We start from the raw sequence: 13,888 nt of genomic DNA on the forward strand, positions 1-13,888 counted from the left end.
AGGCGCTGGTGGAGTCGGCGCTGTGGGAGGCGTCGCTGTTCGAGGAGCACGATTTCCGGGACATCAAGATCTCGGTGAAGCACAACGACCCGGTCGTGATGATCGAGGCGTACCGCCAGCTCGCCGCGCAGTGCGACTACCCGCTCCACCTGGGTGTGACCGAGGCGGGCCCGGCGTTCCAGGGCACGATCAAGTCCGCCGTCGCCTTCGGCGCGCTGCTCTCCGAGGGCATCGGTGACACCATCCGCGTCTCCCTGTCGGCCCCGCCGGTGGAGGAGGTCAAGGTCGGCAACCAGATCCTGGAGTCGCTGAACCTCAAGCAGCGCGGCCTGGAGATCGTCTCCTGCCCGTCCTGCGGCCGCGCCCAGGTCGACGTCTACAAGCTGGCCGAAGAGGTCACCGCGGGCCTGACCGGCATGGAGGTCCCGCTCCGTGTCGCCGTCATGGGCTGTGTCGTCAACGGCCCCGGCGAGGCCCGCGAGGCCGACCTCGGCGTCGCCTCGGGCAACGGCAAGGGCCAGATCTTCGTCAAGGGCGAGGTCATCAAGACCGTCCCCGAGTCGAAGATCGTGGAGACCCTCATCGAGGAGGCCATGAAGCTGGCCGAGCAGATGGAGGCCGATGGCATCACCTCGGGCGAGCCGACGGTGGCGGTCGCGGGCTGACCCACCCCGGCATCCGAGTCCCGTCATCCTTCGGTGGCGGGACTTTGCCGTACCTCCGCCCACACCGTCTTGCCGGGCTGCCTCGGCGCCACGCCCCACTTGTCCGCGAGCGCCTCGACCAGGATCAGCCCCCGCCCGGACTCGCCGCACGGCACCCGGATCTCGGGCAGCCGCTCGGTCAGCGTGTCCGAGACCTCCACGCGTACGGCGCCGTCCTCCCCGGCGAGCCGCAGATGGAAGTCCCGGCCGGGTACGCGGCCGTGCCGTACGGCGTTGGCGGCCAGCTCGGCCGCGATCAGCGTGACGGCTTCGTTGAGCCGGCCGTCGTAGGGATGCCCCCATTCGTCCAGCCGGAGCGAGACCAGCCGCCGGGCGAGCCGTGCGCCCCTCGGGGTCGCGGTGAAGCGCATCGCGAATTCCTGGGTGGAGATTTCTGATTTCACGCCGTTACGGTCCCGCACGCTCAGTAGCGTTGAACAGCGGCCGCACCCGGACCACCAGGCGTTGTACACGGGCGGGGTGCGGCTGTACACGAGCGCGCCGTGACCGAGGGTGGCGTATGGGCATTGGGGGTATGCATGAGCGAGGAATCACAGGAGGACCAGGAAGCGCCGGGCTCGGGCATTCCGCTCGTCTTCGGACGGTTGCTGAAGCGGTTGCGTGTCCAAGCGGGGGTGGATCGGGCCGAGTTGGGCCGTCGTACGGGGTACTCGGCTGCCACGATCACGTCGTACGAGGTCGGCAGGCGCATCCCGAACGCGAAGTTCATCGGGCGGGCGGATGAGGTGCTGGACGCGGGCGGGATGCTGGCCGACTTCATCGAGGACATGGAGAAGGCGCAGTATCCGGCCTTCTTCCGGGATGCGGCGAGGCTCGAGAAGGAAGCCGTCGGGTGGCATGTGTATGACGCACTACTGATTAACGGCCTGTTGCAGACGGAGGACTACGCGCGGACGGTGTTCACCATGCGACGGCCCCTGCTGGACGAGGCGACCATCGAGCAGCGCGTCGCTGCGCGACTGGCTCGGCAGGAGATTTTCCAGCGCAAGTCTGCGCCCACCATGAGCTTCGTGATGGAGGAAGCTCTTCTGCACAAGGGGTGGGGCGGACCGGCGGTCATGCGTGGGCAGTTGGAGCAGATCCTGCTCATCGGACAGCGGCGTAACGTGGAGATCCAGGTCATGCCGAACGAGTGCGAAGAGCACGCTGCCCTATTTGGTACCTTCACCTTGATCGACACGGCGAAGGGGCGCAGGATCGGCTACGCGGACGCGCACAAGGGGAGCCGCCTCTACTCCGATACTCAGACGGTCAGGGAGATGGAGGAGCGCTACAGTCTCCTGCGTGCCCAGGCCCTGAGACCGCGCAAGTCGCTGGCATTAGTAGAGAAGTTGCTGGGAGAGACATGAACGTCGAGAAGCCGTCCAACCTGACGTGGTTCAAGAGCAGCTACAGCAGCGGCGGCGGCGGGGAGTGCCTCGAAGTCGCCCTACCGTGGCGCAAGTCCAGTTACAGCGACGGCGATGGCGGTCAGTGCGTAGAGGTCGCCGCCTGTCCCGCCACCATCCACGTCCGCGACTCCAAGCAGAACCCCGCCACCGCCCCCACCCTCTCCGTGCCAACCACGGCGTGGCACGCGTTCCTGGGGCTTGTCCAGGCTTGACAGGGATTGCGGCGGGGGAGGCTGTGAGACATGACTGTTGAGAAGCCGTCAGACCTGACGTGGTTCAAGAGCAGCTACAGCACCGGCCAAGGCGGCGAATGCCTCGAAGTCGCCCTCCCCTGGCACAAGTCCAGCTACAGTCAGGGCGACGGCGGCCAGTGTGTCGAGGTCGCCGCTTGCCCCGCCACCATCCACGTGCGCGACTCCAAGCAGAACCCGGTCACCGCCCCCACCCTCTCCGTACCGACCACGGCGTGGCACGCGTTCCTGGGGCTCGTCCAGGCATGAACGTCGAGAAGCTGTCCGAGCTGACGTGGTTCAAGAGCAGCTACAGCAGTGGCGACGGCGGTGAATGCCTCGAAGCCGCCCTCCCCTGGCACCGGTCCAGTCACAGCAGCGGGGCCGGAGGCCAATGCGTAGAGGTCGCCGCCTGCCCCGCCACCATCCACGTCCGCGACTCCAAGCAGAACCCCCTCACCGCCCCCACCCTCTCCGTGCCGGCCACCGCGTGGCGCGCGTTTCTGGGGCTCGTGCGGGGGTGAGAGGGGTACGGCGGGCAAGCCCCCGGAGGGTCGCGCGGCTATAGTGCCAGGACCAGCGCAGACCCCAGGGTGAGGCCCCCGCACGTGTTGACCCAGACCACCTCACGGGTGCTCGAACCGAGCGACCTCGACGCAGCGCTCGCGGTTCTCGACCGCGAGCCCGTCGCCAACGCCTTCGTGACCGCCCGGGTCAAGGTGGCCGGTCTCGACCCGTGGCGCCTCGGCGGCGAGATGTGGGGCTGGTACGAGGACGGCATGCTCACGTCGCTGTGCTACGCGGGCGCCAACCTCGTCCCCGTCTGTGCCACCCCCCGTGCCGTCCGCGCCTTCGCGGACCGCGCCCGCCGGGCCGGGCGCCGCTGCTCCTCCATCGTCGGCCCCGCCGGGCCCACCTCCGAGCTGTGGCGCCTGCTGGAACCGCACTGGGGCCCCGCCCGCGAGGTCCGCGCCCGCCAGCCCCTCATGATCACTGACCACATGCCCGAGGACATCCAGCCGGACCCCTACGTCCGGCGCGTCCGCAAGGACGAGATGGACACGATCATGCCCGCGTGCGTGGCCATGTTCACCGAGGAGGTCGGCGTCTCCCCGATGGCCGGCGACGGCGGCCTGCTCTACCAGGCCCGCGTCGCGGAACTCGTCGGCTCCGGTCGCTCCTTCGCCCGCATCGACGGCAGCGGCAACGTGGTCTTCAAGGCCGAGATCGGCGCCGCCACCGCCCAGGCGTGCCAGATCCAGGGCGTCTGGGTCGCCCCCGAGTACCGGGGCAAGGGCCTCGCCGCCCCCGGCATGGCCGCCGTACTGCGCTACGCGCTCGCCGACATCGCGCCCATCGCCAGCCTCTACGTCAACGACTTCAACACCGCCGCCCGCGCCACCTACCGCCGGGTGGGGTTCGAAGAGGTCGGCGAGTTCATGAGCATCCTCTTCTGACGGGCATCCCGGGCCGTCCCTGTACGCTCCCGGCATGGACCTCGTGATCGGCACCCTGGACCTCGAAGCCCACGTCGACGAGGCCCTCGCCGTCCAGGCCCTCGCCTTCGGCCTCGGCGCCGACGAGATCGCCGTACGCCGCCAGATCGTCCAGCGCCACATGCGCATGCCCGGCGCCCGCGCCCTCGGCGCCACCAGCCGGGGCGCGCTGATCGGGTTCGTGTACGGGATGCCCAACTCCCGCGCCCACTGGTGGTCCACCATCGTGGAGCCGTACCTGCGCGCCGAGGGCAACGACGGCTGGCTGGACGAGTCCTTCGTCATCACCGAGCTGCACGTCCACCCCGGGCACCAGAACCGGGGCATCGGCCGCCGCCTGATCACCCGCATCACCGACAGCGCCGACGAACCCCGCTCGATCCTCTCCGCCATCGACACCGACAGCCCCGCCCGCGGCCTCTACCACGCCCTCGGCTACACCGACCTGGCCCGCCAGGTCCACTTCCCGAGCGCCCCCAAGCCGTACGCGGTGATGGGCGCGCCCCTCCCGCTGCGCCGCCGTTAACCGATTTCCACCCGCGCGGGAGCCCCGGCTAACCTCCTAGCCATCACCTACATTTCCGGCAGGAGTACGAGAACAATGGCGAACGTACCGGTCCAGCGCATGTCCAAGTTGTTGGCGAAGACGCTGCGCGACGACCCGGCGGACGCCGAGGTCCTCAGCCACAAGCTCCTCGTCCGCGCCGGTTACGTCCGCCGCACCGCCGCCGGCATCTGGTCCTGGCTGCCCCTGGGCACCAAGGTCCTCGCCAACGTCGAGCGGATCGTGCGCGAGGAGATGGACGCCATCGGCGCCCAGGAGGTCGTCCTCCCCGTCCTGCTGCCGCGCGAGCCCTACGAGGCCACCGGCCGCTGGGACGAGTACGGCGCCGAGCTGTTCCGCCTCCAGGACCGCAAGGGCGGCGACTACCTCCTCGGCCCGACCCACGAGGAGATCTTCACCCTGCTGGTGAAGGACCAGGCGTCCTCCTACAAGGACCTGCCGGTGATCCTGTACCAGATCCAGTCCAAGTTCCGGGACGAGGCGCGTCCCCGCGCGGGCATCCTGCGCGGCCGCGAGTTCCTGATGAAGGACTCGTACTCCTTCGACACCGAGGACGAGGGCCTGGCCTCCTCCTACGCCCTGCACCGCGCCGCCTACCAGCGGATCTACGAGCGCCTCGGCCTCGACTACCGCATCGTCGCGGCCACCGCCGGTGCCATGGGCGGCTCACAGTCCGAGGAGTTCCTCGCCCCCGCCGAGGCCGGCGAGGACACCTTCGCCGACTGCCCCAACTGCGACTTCGCCGCCAACACCGAGGCCGTGCACTACGAGCTGGCCGCCGTCGACGGCTCGGCCGTGCCCGCGCTGGAGGAGATCCCCACCCCGGACACCCCGACCATCGAGACCCTCGCCGCCTCCCTCGGCGTCCCCGCCTCCGCCACGCTGAAGAACCTGCTGGTCAAGGTGGACGGCGAGATCGTCGCCGTGGGCGTGCCCGGGGACCGCGAGGTCGACCTGGGCAAGGTCGAGGAGCACTTCGCCCCGGCCGCCGTCGAGCTGGTCACCGCCGAGGACTTCGTCGGCCGCCCCGACCTGGTGCGCGGCTACGTCGGCCCGCAGGGCCTGGGCGAGAAGGTCAAGTACATCGCCGACCCCCGCGTCGCCCCCGGCACCGGCTGGATCACCGGCGCGAACAAGGAGCACACGCACGCGAAGAACGTCGTCGCCGGGCATGACTTCGAGGTGGACGAGTACGTCGACGTCGTCGTGGTCCAGGAGGGCGACCCCTGCCCCAAGTGCGGCGCGGGGCTGAAGCTGGACCGGGCCATCGAGATCGGCCACATCTTCCAGCTCGGCCGCAAGTACGCCGACGCCCTCAAGCTCGACGTGCTCGGCCAGAACGGCAAGCCCGTCCGCGTCACCATGGGCTCCTACGGCATCGGTGTCTCCCGCGCCGTCGCCGCCCTCGCCGAGCAGACCGCCGACGAGCACGGGCTGTGCTGGCCCAAGGAGATCGCCCCGGCCGACGTGCACGTGGTCGCCGCGGGCAAGGCGCTCCAGACGGAGCTGGCCCTCGACGTCGCCGAGAAGCTGTCCGCCGCGGGCGTCCGCGTCCTGGTCGACGACCGGGCCGGGGTCTCGCCGGGCGTGAAGTTCACCGACGCCGAGCTGATCGGCGTGCCGCAGATCCTGGTCGCCGGGCGCCGCTCGGCGGACGGTGTGCTGGAGCTGAAGGACCGCAAGACCGGTGAGCGCGAGGAGCTGACGGTCGAGGAGGCCATCGCCCGCCTCACCGCCTGAGCGGATGCATGAGAAGGCCCGGCCGCTTGGCCGGGCCTTCTTTGCTGTCCGCTAGAGCCAGGTGGCGAATTCGAGCAGCAGGTCCGCGTCCTGTTCCCGGCCCACTCGGCGGGCTCGTACCCCGGACTCCACGGCACGGAACAGGGTCCAGCCGCGCAGCCGCTCCTGGTCGATTTCCAGGGACTCCGCGAGGCGCTTGATCCGGCGCCGGGTCACCGAGGCGCCGGACGGCACCGCGATCAGGTCCTCCACCCGGTCCCGCACCAGCCGCGCCAGGTCGAACGCGGACTCGCCGACCACCGGGTCCGGGCCCACCGCCAGCCACGGCAGCCGCTCCCCGCCGAGCACCTTGCTCTGCCGGAACGTGCCGTGCAGCAGCCGGTGGTCCGGCGCGTCGGCCAGCAGCTCCTCGCGCACCGCGAGCGCCGCGTCCACCAGGGGCGCCGAGTCGGGGTCCTTCTCGGCGCTCGCGGCCATCGCCTCGGCCTGCCGCCCCGTACGCTCCGCCACCGTCTCGAACCGGTGCGCGCCCTCGCCGGCCGGCGGGTCCACCCACAGGCGGCGCAGCGTCCCGGCCGCCTCCAGCAGCGCCTTCGCCTCCGGCAGCGAGCGCACCGACACGTCCGGGTGCAGCCGCTCCAGCAGCAGCGCGCCCTCCGCCACGTCCTCGGGCCCACCGTCCAAGAGCTGTACGGCACCCAGGCCGCCCCAGTGCGCCAGCGCGGCCCGCTCGCTCTCCGGCCGGGCCCGCGCGGGCGCCAGCTTCAGCACAGCGGGGCTGTCGTCCGCGCGCCGCACCAGCAGCACCAGGCTGCTCCGGCCACCCGGCACCTGCACCCGGTCCACGGTCAACTCACGCTCGGCAACCGCCCGTTCAGCCGCCTCCGGCAGCCCCGCCAGCCACTCATCACCGGGCGGCGCGGTCTCCCGGCTCGCCCGGACCAGTCGCCGGGGCGGTTCCAAAGCCATGCGCGAGTCGTTCCCCTTCTCCTGCGTCCGCCCCCTGTCCCTTACAACCGAAGGCCCAGGGAAGGCTACGCCTTCCAGGTACCCGCTTCAGGCCGTGGGAGACGCGGAAGGTGCGGTGTCACCCGCGCCGGCGTGGCCTGTCGTGTCGTCGGTGCGTTCGGCGAGGCCCGGGAAGGTGGGGGTGTGGCCCGACCAGCGGACCGCGCGTACTGCTGACTCGCGTAGGGATGCGGTGGCTGTGGTGCGGCGGGGGCCCGTGGTGGCGCGGACCAGGTCGGCGTAGACGGCGGCGAGACGTTCCTCCAGTTGCGCGGCCAGGCGCAGGGCGGCCGAGGAGTCGGCCACCGAGAAGGGGAGGGCGTACGCGGGGCTCGCCGCCACCGGGTCGCCGCCCAGGTCGCGGACCGAGCGGGCCAGGGTGTCGCGGGCCGCGCGGTGGGCGTCGTACGCGGAGCGGGCCTCGCCCTGCCGGGGCGCGCCGATCCGGCCGCCGACGACCCCGTAGCCGTACACCGCCGCGTGCTCCGCCGCCAACGCGGCCTGGAGAGCGGTCAGTTCGGCCTGCTTCGTCTTCTCGCCATCGCTCACTTCGCCGCCTCCGTCAGCAGATACGCGTGCGCGGACCCGGCCGCCGACACCGATGCCATCAGCCGGGCCAGCTCGCCCGGCACCTCCAGCAGCGCCGCCGCGCGCCGGTCCGCCACGGTCCGCTCGGCGGACGCCAGCGAGGTCAGCGCCTCTTTGCGGTCCGCGGACGCGGTGGGGACGGGGGAGGGTGACCTCTGAGCCTTGCTGTCCTTGGCGGGCGTGCCGCCGAAGGCGTCCCGGTGCGCGGCCACCGCGGCCCGCAGCGGGGACAGCCGGTCGGCGAGCGCCGGGTGCGCGTCGAGCACCGCGTCGTAGCGCGCCAGCAGATCGGCGCTGTCCCGCGCCGCACGCGCGCGGGCGCGAGTGGCCGCCGAGGCCGCGCGCTCGGCGGGGTTCGAACCGGCCGAGCAGCCCGTCAGCAGGGCGGTGGCACCGGCCAGGGAGGCGAGCAGGGTTCTTCTGCGCGGCCCCGAGCGGGCGCGCGGCGGTGGGGAGTACGACACGGCAGACGTCCTCGGGGAACTCGTACGGGGAGAGGCGGGGGAGAGGCAGCGGAGACACGGGGGAGGGCACCGGAGAGCGGGGCCCTTTTCGAACAGGCCGCCCGCCCGTGATCACCGTACCCGCGCCCCGTCCCCGCACCACTCACCGGCACCGTTCCTCACCCCTCACCGCCCACCGGACGGACGCGCGGGAGGGGCGGTGACGCCGAGGGTGGACGGCAACACCCATCGCGACCGGATACCCTTTGACCAGACACGCGACCATCCCACAACAGCACACGCGGCCGAGGAGTCACCCGGATGAGCACCACCCAGAGCGAGAGGCTGCGAGAGCTGCTCGAACCGCTCGTCACCTCCCAGGGGCTGGATCTCGAGGAGATCGCCGTCGACTCCGTCGGACGCAAGCGTGTGCTGCGCGTGGTCGTCGACTCCGACACCGGAGCGGACCTGGACCGGATCGCCGATGTGAGCCGCGCGCTCTCGGCGAAGCTCGACGAGACCGACGCGATGGGCGACGAGGCGTACGACCTGGAGGTCGGCACCCCGGGCGCCGAGCGCCTCCTGACCGAACCCCGCCACTACCGGCGCGCCGTGGACCGGCTGGTCAAGTTCCAGCTGGCCGACGGCGGCGAAGTGGTCGCGCGCATCCTCGACACGGACGACGAGGGCGTGGACCTGGAGGTCCCCGGGGTGAAGGGCCGCAAGGCCACCCACCGCCGGCTCGCCTTCCCGGAGATCGCCAAGGCGCGGGTGCAGGTCGAGTTCAACCGCAAGGACAAGAAGGACATGAAGGAAGAGGAGGAGGCGTAGCCGTGGACATCGACATGAGCGCCCTGCGGGGCTTGGTCAGGGAGAAGGAGATCTCCTTCGACCTGCTGGTCGAGGCGATCGAGTCGGCCCTCCTCATCGCGTACCACCGCACCGAGGGCAGCCGCCGCCACGCGCGCGTGGAGCTGAACCGCCAGAGCGGTCACGTGACCGTGTGGGCGAAGGAGGACCCGGAGGACGTCGAGGAGGGGCAGGAGCGCCGCGAGTTCGACGACACCCCCTCCGGCTTCGGCCGGATCGCCGCCACCACCGCCAAGCAGGTCATCCTGCAGCGGCTGCGCGACGCGGAGGACGACGCCACGCTCGGCGAGTACGCCGGCCGTGAGGGCGACATCGTCACCGGCGTGGTCCAGCAGGGCCGCGACCCGAAGAACGTGCTGGTCGACATCGGCAAGCTGGAGGCCATCCTGCCGGTGCAGGAGCAGGTCCCCGGCGAGACCTACCAGCACGGCATGCGGCTGCGGTCCTACGTGGTCCGCGTCGCCAAGGGTGTGCGCGGCCCCTCGGTCACCCTCTCGCGCACCCACCCCAACCTGGTGAAGAAGCTGTTCTCCCTGGAGGTGCCGGAGATCGCGGACGGCTCCGTGGAGATCGCCGCCATCGCCCGCGAGGCCGGCCACCGCACCAAGATCGCCGTACGGTCCACCCGTTCGGGCCTGAACGCCAAGGGCGCCTGCATCGGCCCGATGGGCGGCCGGGTGCGCAACGTGATGGGCGAGCTGAACGGCGAGAAGATCGACATCGTCGACTGGTCGGACGACCCGGCCGAGATGGTGGCGAACGCCCTGTCACCCGCCCGGGTGAGCAAGGTGGAGGTCGTGGACCTCGCCGCCCGCTCCGCCCGGGTCACCGTGCCGGACTACCAGCTCTCGCTGGCGATCGGCAAGGAGGGCCAGAACGCCCGGCTCGCCGCCCGTCTCACCGGCTGGCGCATCGACATCCGGCCGGACACCGAGCAGGTCACCGACTAGCGCGCCGACTGGTGCCGACCGATCGTGACCGTTCACCACACTGCAACTGTTCGATCTCTGCCCCAAAGGGGTGAGGTCGGTACGGGGAGGTAGACTTAACCGTGTCTGGCCGGACGCACACCCGAGCATGCCCTGAACGCACCTGTGTGGGGTGCCGGAAGCGGGCGGCCAAGAACGATCTACTGCGGATCGTGATGATCGAGGACGCCTGCGTCCCCGATCCTCGCGGTACGCTGCCCGGCCGGGGTGCTTATGTACACCCGGCACCGGTCTGTCTGGACCAGGCGGTTCGCCGCCGGGCGTTCACGCGGGCACTGCGCGCCCCGCGAGCGCTCGACACAAACGCGTTGCGCCGATACGTCGAGCAGACAACAGTTGCCGAGCAGGCAACACCGTAAGAAGCGCCGCCCGGAACACCGTGGCGGCCTGGTACCTCGCGAGTCGAAAGCAGGTCGAGATTGCGATGAGCACTCGATGAGTACGCGATGAGTACGCCCATGAACTAGCGACGGTCCGGCATCACCCGGACCTCAAAGGAGCGAAGTGGCTAAGGTCCGGGTATACGAACTCGCCAAGGAGTTCGGTGTCGAGAGCAAGGTCGTCATGGCCAAGCTCCAAGAACTCGGTGAATTCGTCCGTTCGGCGTCTTCGACGATCGAAGCGCCTGTCGTACGCAAGCTGACCGACGCCTTCCAGGGCGGTGGCAACGGCAAGTCCGCCGGCAAGCCCGCCCCGCGCAAGGCAACCCCCAAGCCCGGCGCGCCCTCCCCGGCGCCGTCGGCTCGTCCGGCTGCCCCGAAGCCGGGCGCCCCCAAGCCCGCCGCGCAGCAGCCCGCTGCCCCGGCGGCTCCCGCGCCGGCCGCCTCCGGCCCGCGTCCGGTGCCGGGTCCCAAGCCCGCGCCGCGCCCGGCCCCGGCCGCCCCGGAGTTCACCGCTCCGCCGGCCGCCCAGGCTCCGCAGGCCCCCGCCGCGCAGGGTCCCGCCACGCAGGCCCCGCGTTCCGGCGGTGCCCGTCCCGGCGCCCCCAAGCCCGGTGGCGCCCGTCCGGCCGCTCCCGGCCAGGGCGGTCAGGGTCAGGGCCAGTCGGGCCGTCCCGGCCAGGGCGCCCCGCGCCCCGGTGGCCAGGGCCAGCGTCCCGGCGCCCGTCCGGCGGGTCCCCGCCCGGGCAACAACCCCTTCACGTCCGGTGGCTCCACCGGCATGGCGCGCCCGCAGGCGCCCCGTCCGCAGGGCGGCCCCCGCCCCGCCGGCGGTCCCGGTGCCCCCGGCGCCGGTCCCCGTCCGCAGGGTCCGGGCGCTCAGGGCGGCGGTCCCCGTCCGCAGGCTCCGGGCCGTCCCGGTCCGTCGCCCGCCGGCATGCCCCGCCCGCAGGGCGGCCCGCGTCCCGGCCCGGCCGGTCCGCGTCCCAACCCCGGCATGATGCCGCAGCGTCCCGCCGCGGGCCCGCGTCCCGGCGGCGGTGGCCCCGGTGGCCGCGGTCCCGGTGCCGGCGGTCGTCCCGGTGGCGGCGGCGGTCGTCCGGGCGGCGGCGGCTTCGCCGGTCGTCCGGGTGGCGGTGGCGGCGGCGGCTTCGCCGGCCGTCCCGGTGGTCCCGGTGGCGGTGGCGGCGGCTTCGCCGGCCGTCCCGGCGGTGGCGGCGGTGGCCGTCCCGGCTTCGGCGGTCGTCCCGGTGGTCCGGGTGGCCGTGGTGGCACGCAGGGCGCCTTCGGCCGTCCCGGCGGTCCCGCGCGTCGCGGTCGCAAGTCGAAGCGGCAGAGGCGCCAGGAGTACGAGGCCATGCAGGCCCCGTCGGTCGGCGGCGTGATGCTGCCTCGCGGCAACGGACAGACCGTCCGCCTGTCGCGCGGTGCGTCCCTCACCGACTTCGCGGAGAAGATCAACGCCAACCCGGCGTCGCTCGTCGCCGTGATGATGAACCTCGGCGAGATGGTCACCGCCACGCAGTCCGTCTCGGACGAGACGCTGCAGCTCCTGGCCGGCGAGATGAACTACGTCATCGAGATCGTCAGCCCGGAGGAGGAGGACCGCGAGCTGCTCGAGTCCTTCGACATCGAGTTCGGCGAGGACGAGGGTGGCGAGGAGTTCCTCGTCGCGCGTCCGCCGGTCGTGACCGTCATGGGTCACGTCGACCACGGTAAGACCCGACTGCTGGACACCATCCGCAAGACGAACGTCGTCGCGGGCGAGGCCGGCGGTATCACGCAGCACATCGGTGCGTACCAGGTCACGACCGAGGTCAACGACGAAGAGCGCAAGATCACCTTCATCGACACCCCGGGTCACGAGGCGTTCACCGCCATGCGTGCCCGTGGTGCGAAGTCGACCGACATCGCGATCCTGGTCGTCGCGGCCAACGACGGCGTCATGCCGCAGACGGTCGAGGCGCTGAACCACGCCAAGGCGGCCGACGTGCCGATCGTGGTCGCGGTCAACAAGATCGACGTCGAGGGTGCCGACCCGACCAAGGTGCGCGGTCAGCTCACCGAGTACGGTCTGGTGGCCGAGGAGTACGGCGGCGACACCATGTTCGTCGACATCTCCGCCAAGCAGGGCCTCAACATCGAGAGCCTGCTGGAGGCCGTGGTCCTGACCGCGGACGCCTCGCTCGACCTGCGGGCCAACCCGGAGCAGGACGCGCAGGGCATCGCGATCGAGTCCCACCTCGACCGTGGCCGCGGCGCCGTCGCGACCGTCCTGGTCCAGCGAGGCACCCTGCGGGTCGGCGACACCATGGTGGTCGGCGACGCGTACGGCCGTGTCCGCGCGATGCTCGACGACAAGGGCGAGAACGTGGAAGAGGCGGGTCCCTCGACCCCGGTCCTCGTCCTCGGTCTCACCAACGTCCCGGGCGCCGGCGACAACTTCCTGGTCGTCGACGAGGACCGTACGGCCCGTCAGATCGCGGAGAAGCGGGCGGCGCGCGAGCGCAACGCCAACTTCGCCCGGCGCGGTGTCCGGTTCTCCCTGGAGAACCTGGACGAGGCCCTCAAGGCCGGTCTGGTGCAGGAACTCAACCTCATCATCAAGGGCGACGCGTCCGGTTCGGTGGAGGCTCTCGAGTCCTCGCTGCTCCAGCTCGACGTCGGCGAAGAGGTCGACATCCGCATCCTGCACCGCGGTGTGGGTGCGGTCACCGAGTCCGACATCAACCTGGCGACCGGCTCCGACGCCATCGTCATCGGCTTCAACGTCCGCGCTGCGGGCCGCGCGGCGCAGATGGCGGAGCGCGAGGGTGTCGACGTCCGGTACTACTCGGTGATCTACCAGGCCATCGAGGAGATCGAGGCGGCCCTCAAGGGCATGCTCAAGCCGGAGTACGAGGAGGTCGAGCTCGGCACGGCGGAGATCCGCGAGGTCTTCAAGTCGTCCAAGCTGGGCAACATCGCCGGTGTCCTGGTCCGGTCGGGCGAGGTCAAGCGCAACACCAAGGCGCGCCTCCTCCGCGACGGCAAGGTCATCGCCGAGAACCTCAACATCTCCGGTCTGCGTCGCTTCAAGGACGACGTCACCGAGATCCGCGAAGGCTTCGAGGGTGGTATCAACCTCGGAAACTTCAACGACATCAAGGTCGACGACGTCATCGCGACGTACGAGATGCGCGAGAAGCCGCGAGCGTAACGCTGCGCTGTGCGTCGGCCGAGGGGACCTTCCGGGTTCCGTCGGCCGACGCGCCGTCCTGGGGGCTCCGCCCCCAGACCCCCGGCCTATGCCCACCCGCCACCCGAAACTGTTGGCTATAAAGCCGACCGAGACGGGTGGGTGGGTGGGAAACGGGGGTCTGGGGGCGGAGCCCCCAGGCGGCGCGGAAACCCTGTCGAGCCACCGGCGGGTAAGCGGTACGGTGCTAGAACCACCGATCCCGGGCCGGCGGGTTAACCGGTT

Annotated in this window: 16 protein-coding genes; 12 read left to right on the top strand and 4 right to left on the bottom strand. The window is 71.4% G+C overall.

The annotated features are described in order from the left end of the window. Positions 1-665 (top strand): flavodoxin-dependent (E)-4-hydroxy-3-methylbut-2-enyl-diphosphate synthase (locus tag E5083_RS30625; protein WP_167513681.1); only part of this gene is annotated, 665 nt, incomplete at its 5' end. A gap of 23 nt (positions 666-688) precedes the next feature. Here the strand turns inward: E5083_RS30625 and E5083_RS30630 are convergent. Next, positions 689-1,108: an ATP-binding protein gene (locus E5083_RS30630; protein ID WP_279632526.1), complete on the bottom strand. Its 420-nt coding sequence runs from the start codon at positions 1,106-1,108 to the stop codon at positions 689-691. A 135-nt stretch (positions 1,109-1,243) separates the two neighbouring features. Here E5083_RS30630 and E5083_RS30635 point away from each other — a divergent pair, with 135 nt between their 5' ends. The 7 genes from E5083_RS30635 (at position 1,244) to E5083_RS30665 (ending at position 6,147) form a co-directional block, all read left to right on the top strand. Then, positions 1,244-2,074 carry a helix-turn-helix domain-containing protein gene (locus tag E5083_RS30635; RefSeq protein WP_135788943.1) on the top strand — a complete coding sequence of 277 codons (831 nt, stop codon included), beginning with the start codon at positions 1,244-1,246 and terminating at the stop codon, positions 2,072-2,074. Beyond that, positions 2,071-2,328 carry a DUF397 domain-containing protein gene (locus E5083_RS30640; RefSeq protein ID WP_135788944.1) on the top strand — a complete coding sequence of 86 codons (258 nt, stop codon included), beginning with the start codon at positions 2,071-2,073 and terminating at the stop codon, positions 2,326-2,328. Before E5083_RS30635 ends, E5083_RS30640 begins: the two co-directional genes overlap by 4 nt. Positions 2,329-2,358: 30 nt before the next feature. Then, on the top strand, positions 2,359-2,616 hold the full coding sequence (locus E5083_RS30645; RefSeq protein WP_135788945.1) for a DUF397 domain-containing protein: 258 nt from the start codon (positions 2,359-2,361) through the stop codon (positions 2,614-2,616). Beyond that, positions 2,613-2,870, top strand: a complete 258-nt coding sequence (locus E5083_RS30650; protein WP_135788946.1) for a DUF397 domain-containing protein — start codon at positions 2,613-2,615, stop codon at positions 2,868-2,870. Before E5083_RS30645 ends, E5083_RS30650 begins: the two co-directional genes overlap by 4 nt. Before the next feature lie 84 nt (positions 2,871-2,954). Next, positions 2,955-3,803 carry a GNAT family N-acetyltransferase gene (locus E5083_RS30655; protein ID WP_135788947.1) on the top strand — a complete coding sequence of 283 codons (849 nt, stop codon included), beginning with the start codon at positions 2,955-2,957 and terminating at the stop codon, positions 3,801-3,803. A 34-nt stretch (positions 3,804-3,837) separates the two neighbouring features. Beyond that, positions 3,838-4,368, top strand: coding sequence for a GNAT family N-acetyltransferase (locus E5083_RS30660; RefSeq protein WP_135788948.1), 531 nt, complete (start codon positions 3,838-3,840; stop codon positions 4,366-4,368). Between the two features lie 75 nt (positions 4,369-4,443). Then, positions 4,444-6,147: a proline--tRNA ligase gene (locus E5083_RS30665; RefSeq protein WP_135788949.1), complete on the top strand. Its 1,704-nt coding sequence runs from the start codon at positions 4,444-4,446 to the stop codon at positions 6,145-6,147. Between the two features lie 51 nt (positions 6,148-6,198). Here E5083_RS30665 and E5083_RS30670 read toward each other — a convergent pair whose 3' ends face one another. From E5083_RS30670 to E5083_RS30680, 3 genes are all read right to left on the bottom strand, one after another. Next, positions 6,199-7,116 carry an aminoglycoside phosphotransferase family protein gene (locus E5083_RS30670; protein ID WP_135788950.1) on the bottom strand — a complete coding sequence of 306 codons (918 nt, stop codon included), beginning with the start codon at positions 7,114-7,116 and terminating at the stop codon, positions 6,199-6,201. 87 nt (positions 7,117-7,203) lie between these two features. After that, positions 7,204-7,704 (bottom strand): ferritin-like domain-containing protein, encoded by a 501-nt coding sequence (locus tag E5083_RS30675; RefSeq protein WP_135788951.1) that lies wholly within the window; start codon positions 7,702-7,704, stop codon positions 7,204-7,206. After that, positions 7,701-8,207, bottom strand: coding sequence for a hypothetical protein (locus tag E5083_RS30680; protein ID WP_135788952.1), 507 nt, complete (start codon positions 8,205-8,207; stop codon positions 7,701-7,703). The genes E5083_RS30675 and E5083_RS30680 overlap by 4 nt, the downstream gene beginning before the upstream one ends. Before the next feature lie 300 nt (positions 8,208-8,507). Between E5083_RS30680 and rimP the strand changes: the two genes are divergently transcribed. The 4 genes from rimP to infB all read left to right on the top strand — a co-directional run bounded on the left by rimP (position 8,508) and on the right by infB (position 13,624). After that, complete coding sequence (gene rimP, locus E5083_RS30685; RefSeq protein WP_135788953.1) at positions 8,508-9,017, top strand: ribosome maturation factor RimP; 510 nt, start codon at positions 8,508-8,510, stop codon at positions 9,015-9,017. Positions 9,018-9,019: 2 nt separating this feature from the next. Further along, a complete protein-coding gene (gene nusA, locus E5083_RS30690) occupies positions 9,020-10,006 on the top strand; it encodes a transcription termination factor NusA (protein WP_086694547.1) in 987 nt (328 codons plus the stop codon). Between the two features lie 101 nt (positions 10,007-10,107). Then, positions 10,108-10,404, top strand: a complete 297-nt coding sequence (locus E5083_RS30695; protein WP_078858668.1) for a YlxR family protein — start codon at positions 10,108-10,110, stop codon at positions 10,402-10,404. A 145-nt stretch (positions 10,405-10,549) separates the two neighbouring features. Further along, positions 10,550-13,624 carry a translation initiation factor IF-2 gene (infB, locus tag E5083_RS30700; protein WP_135788954.1) on the top strand — a complete coding sequence of 1,025 codons (3,075 nt, stop codon included), beginning with the start codon at positions 10,550-10,552 and terminating at the stop codon, positions 13,622-13,624. Positions 13,625-13,888: the final 264 nt, after the last annotated feature.

It is taken from the genome of Streptomyces bauhiniae (genome assembly GCF_004784475.1).
Lineage (GTDB): Bacteria > Actinomycetota > Actinomycetes > Streptomycetales > Streptomycetaceae > Streptomyces > Streptomyces seoulensis.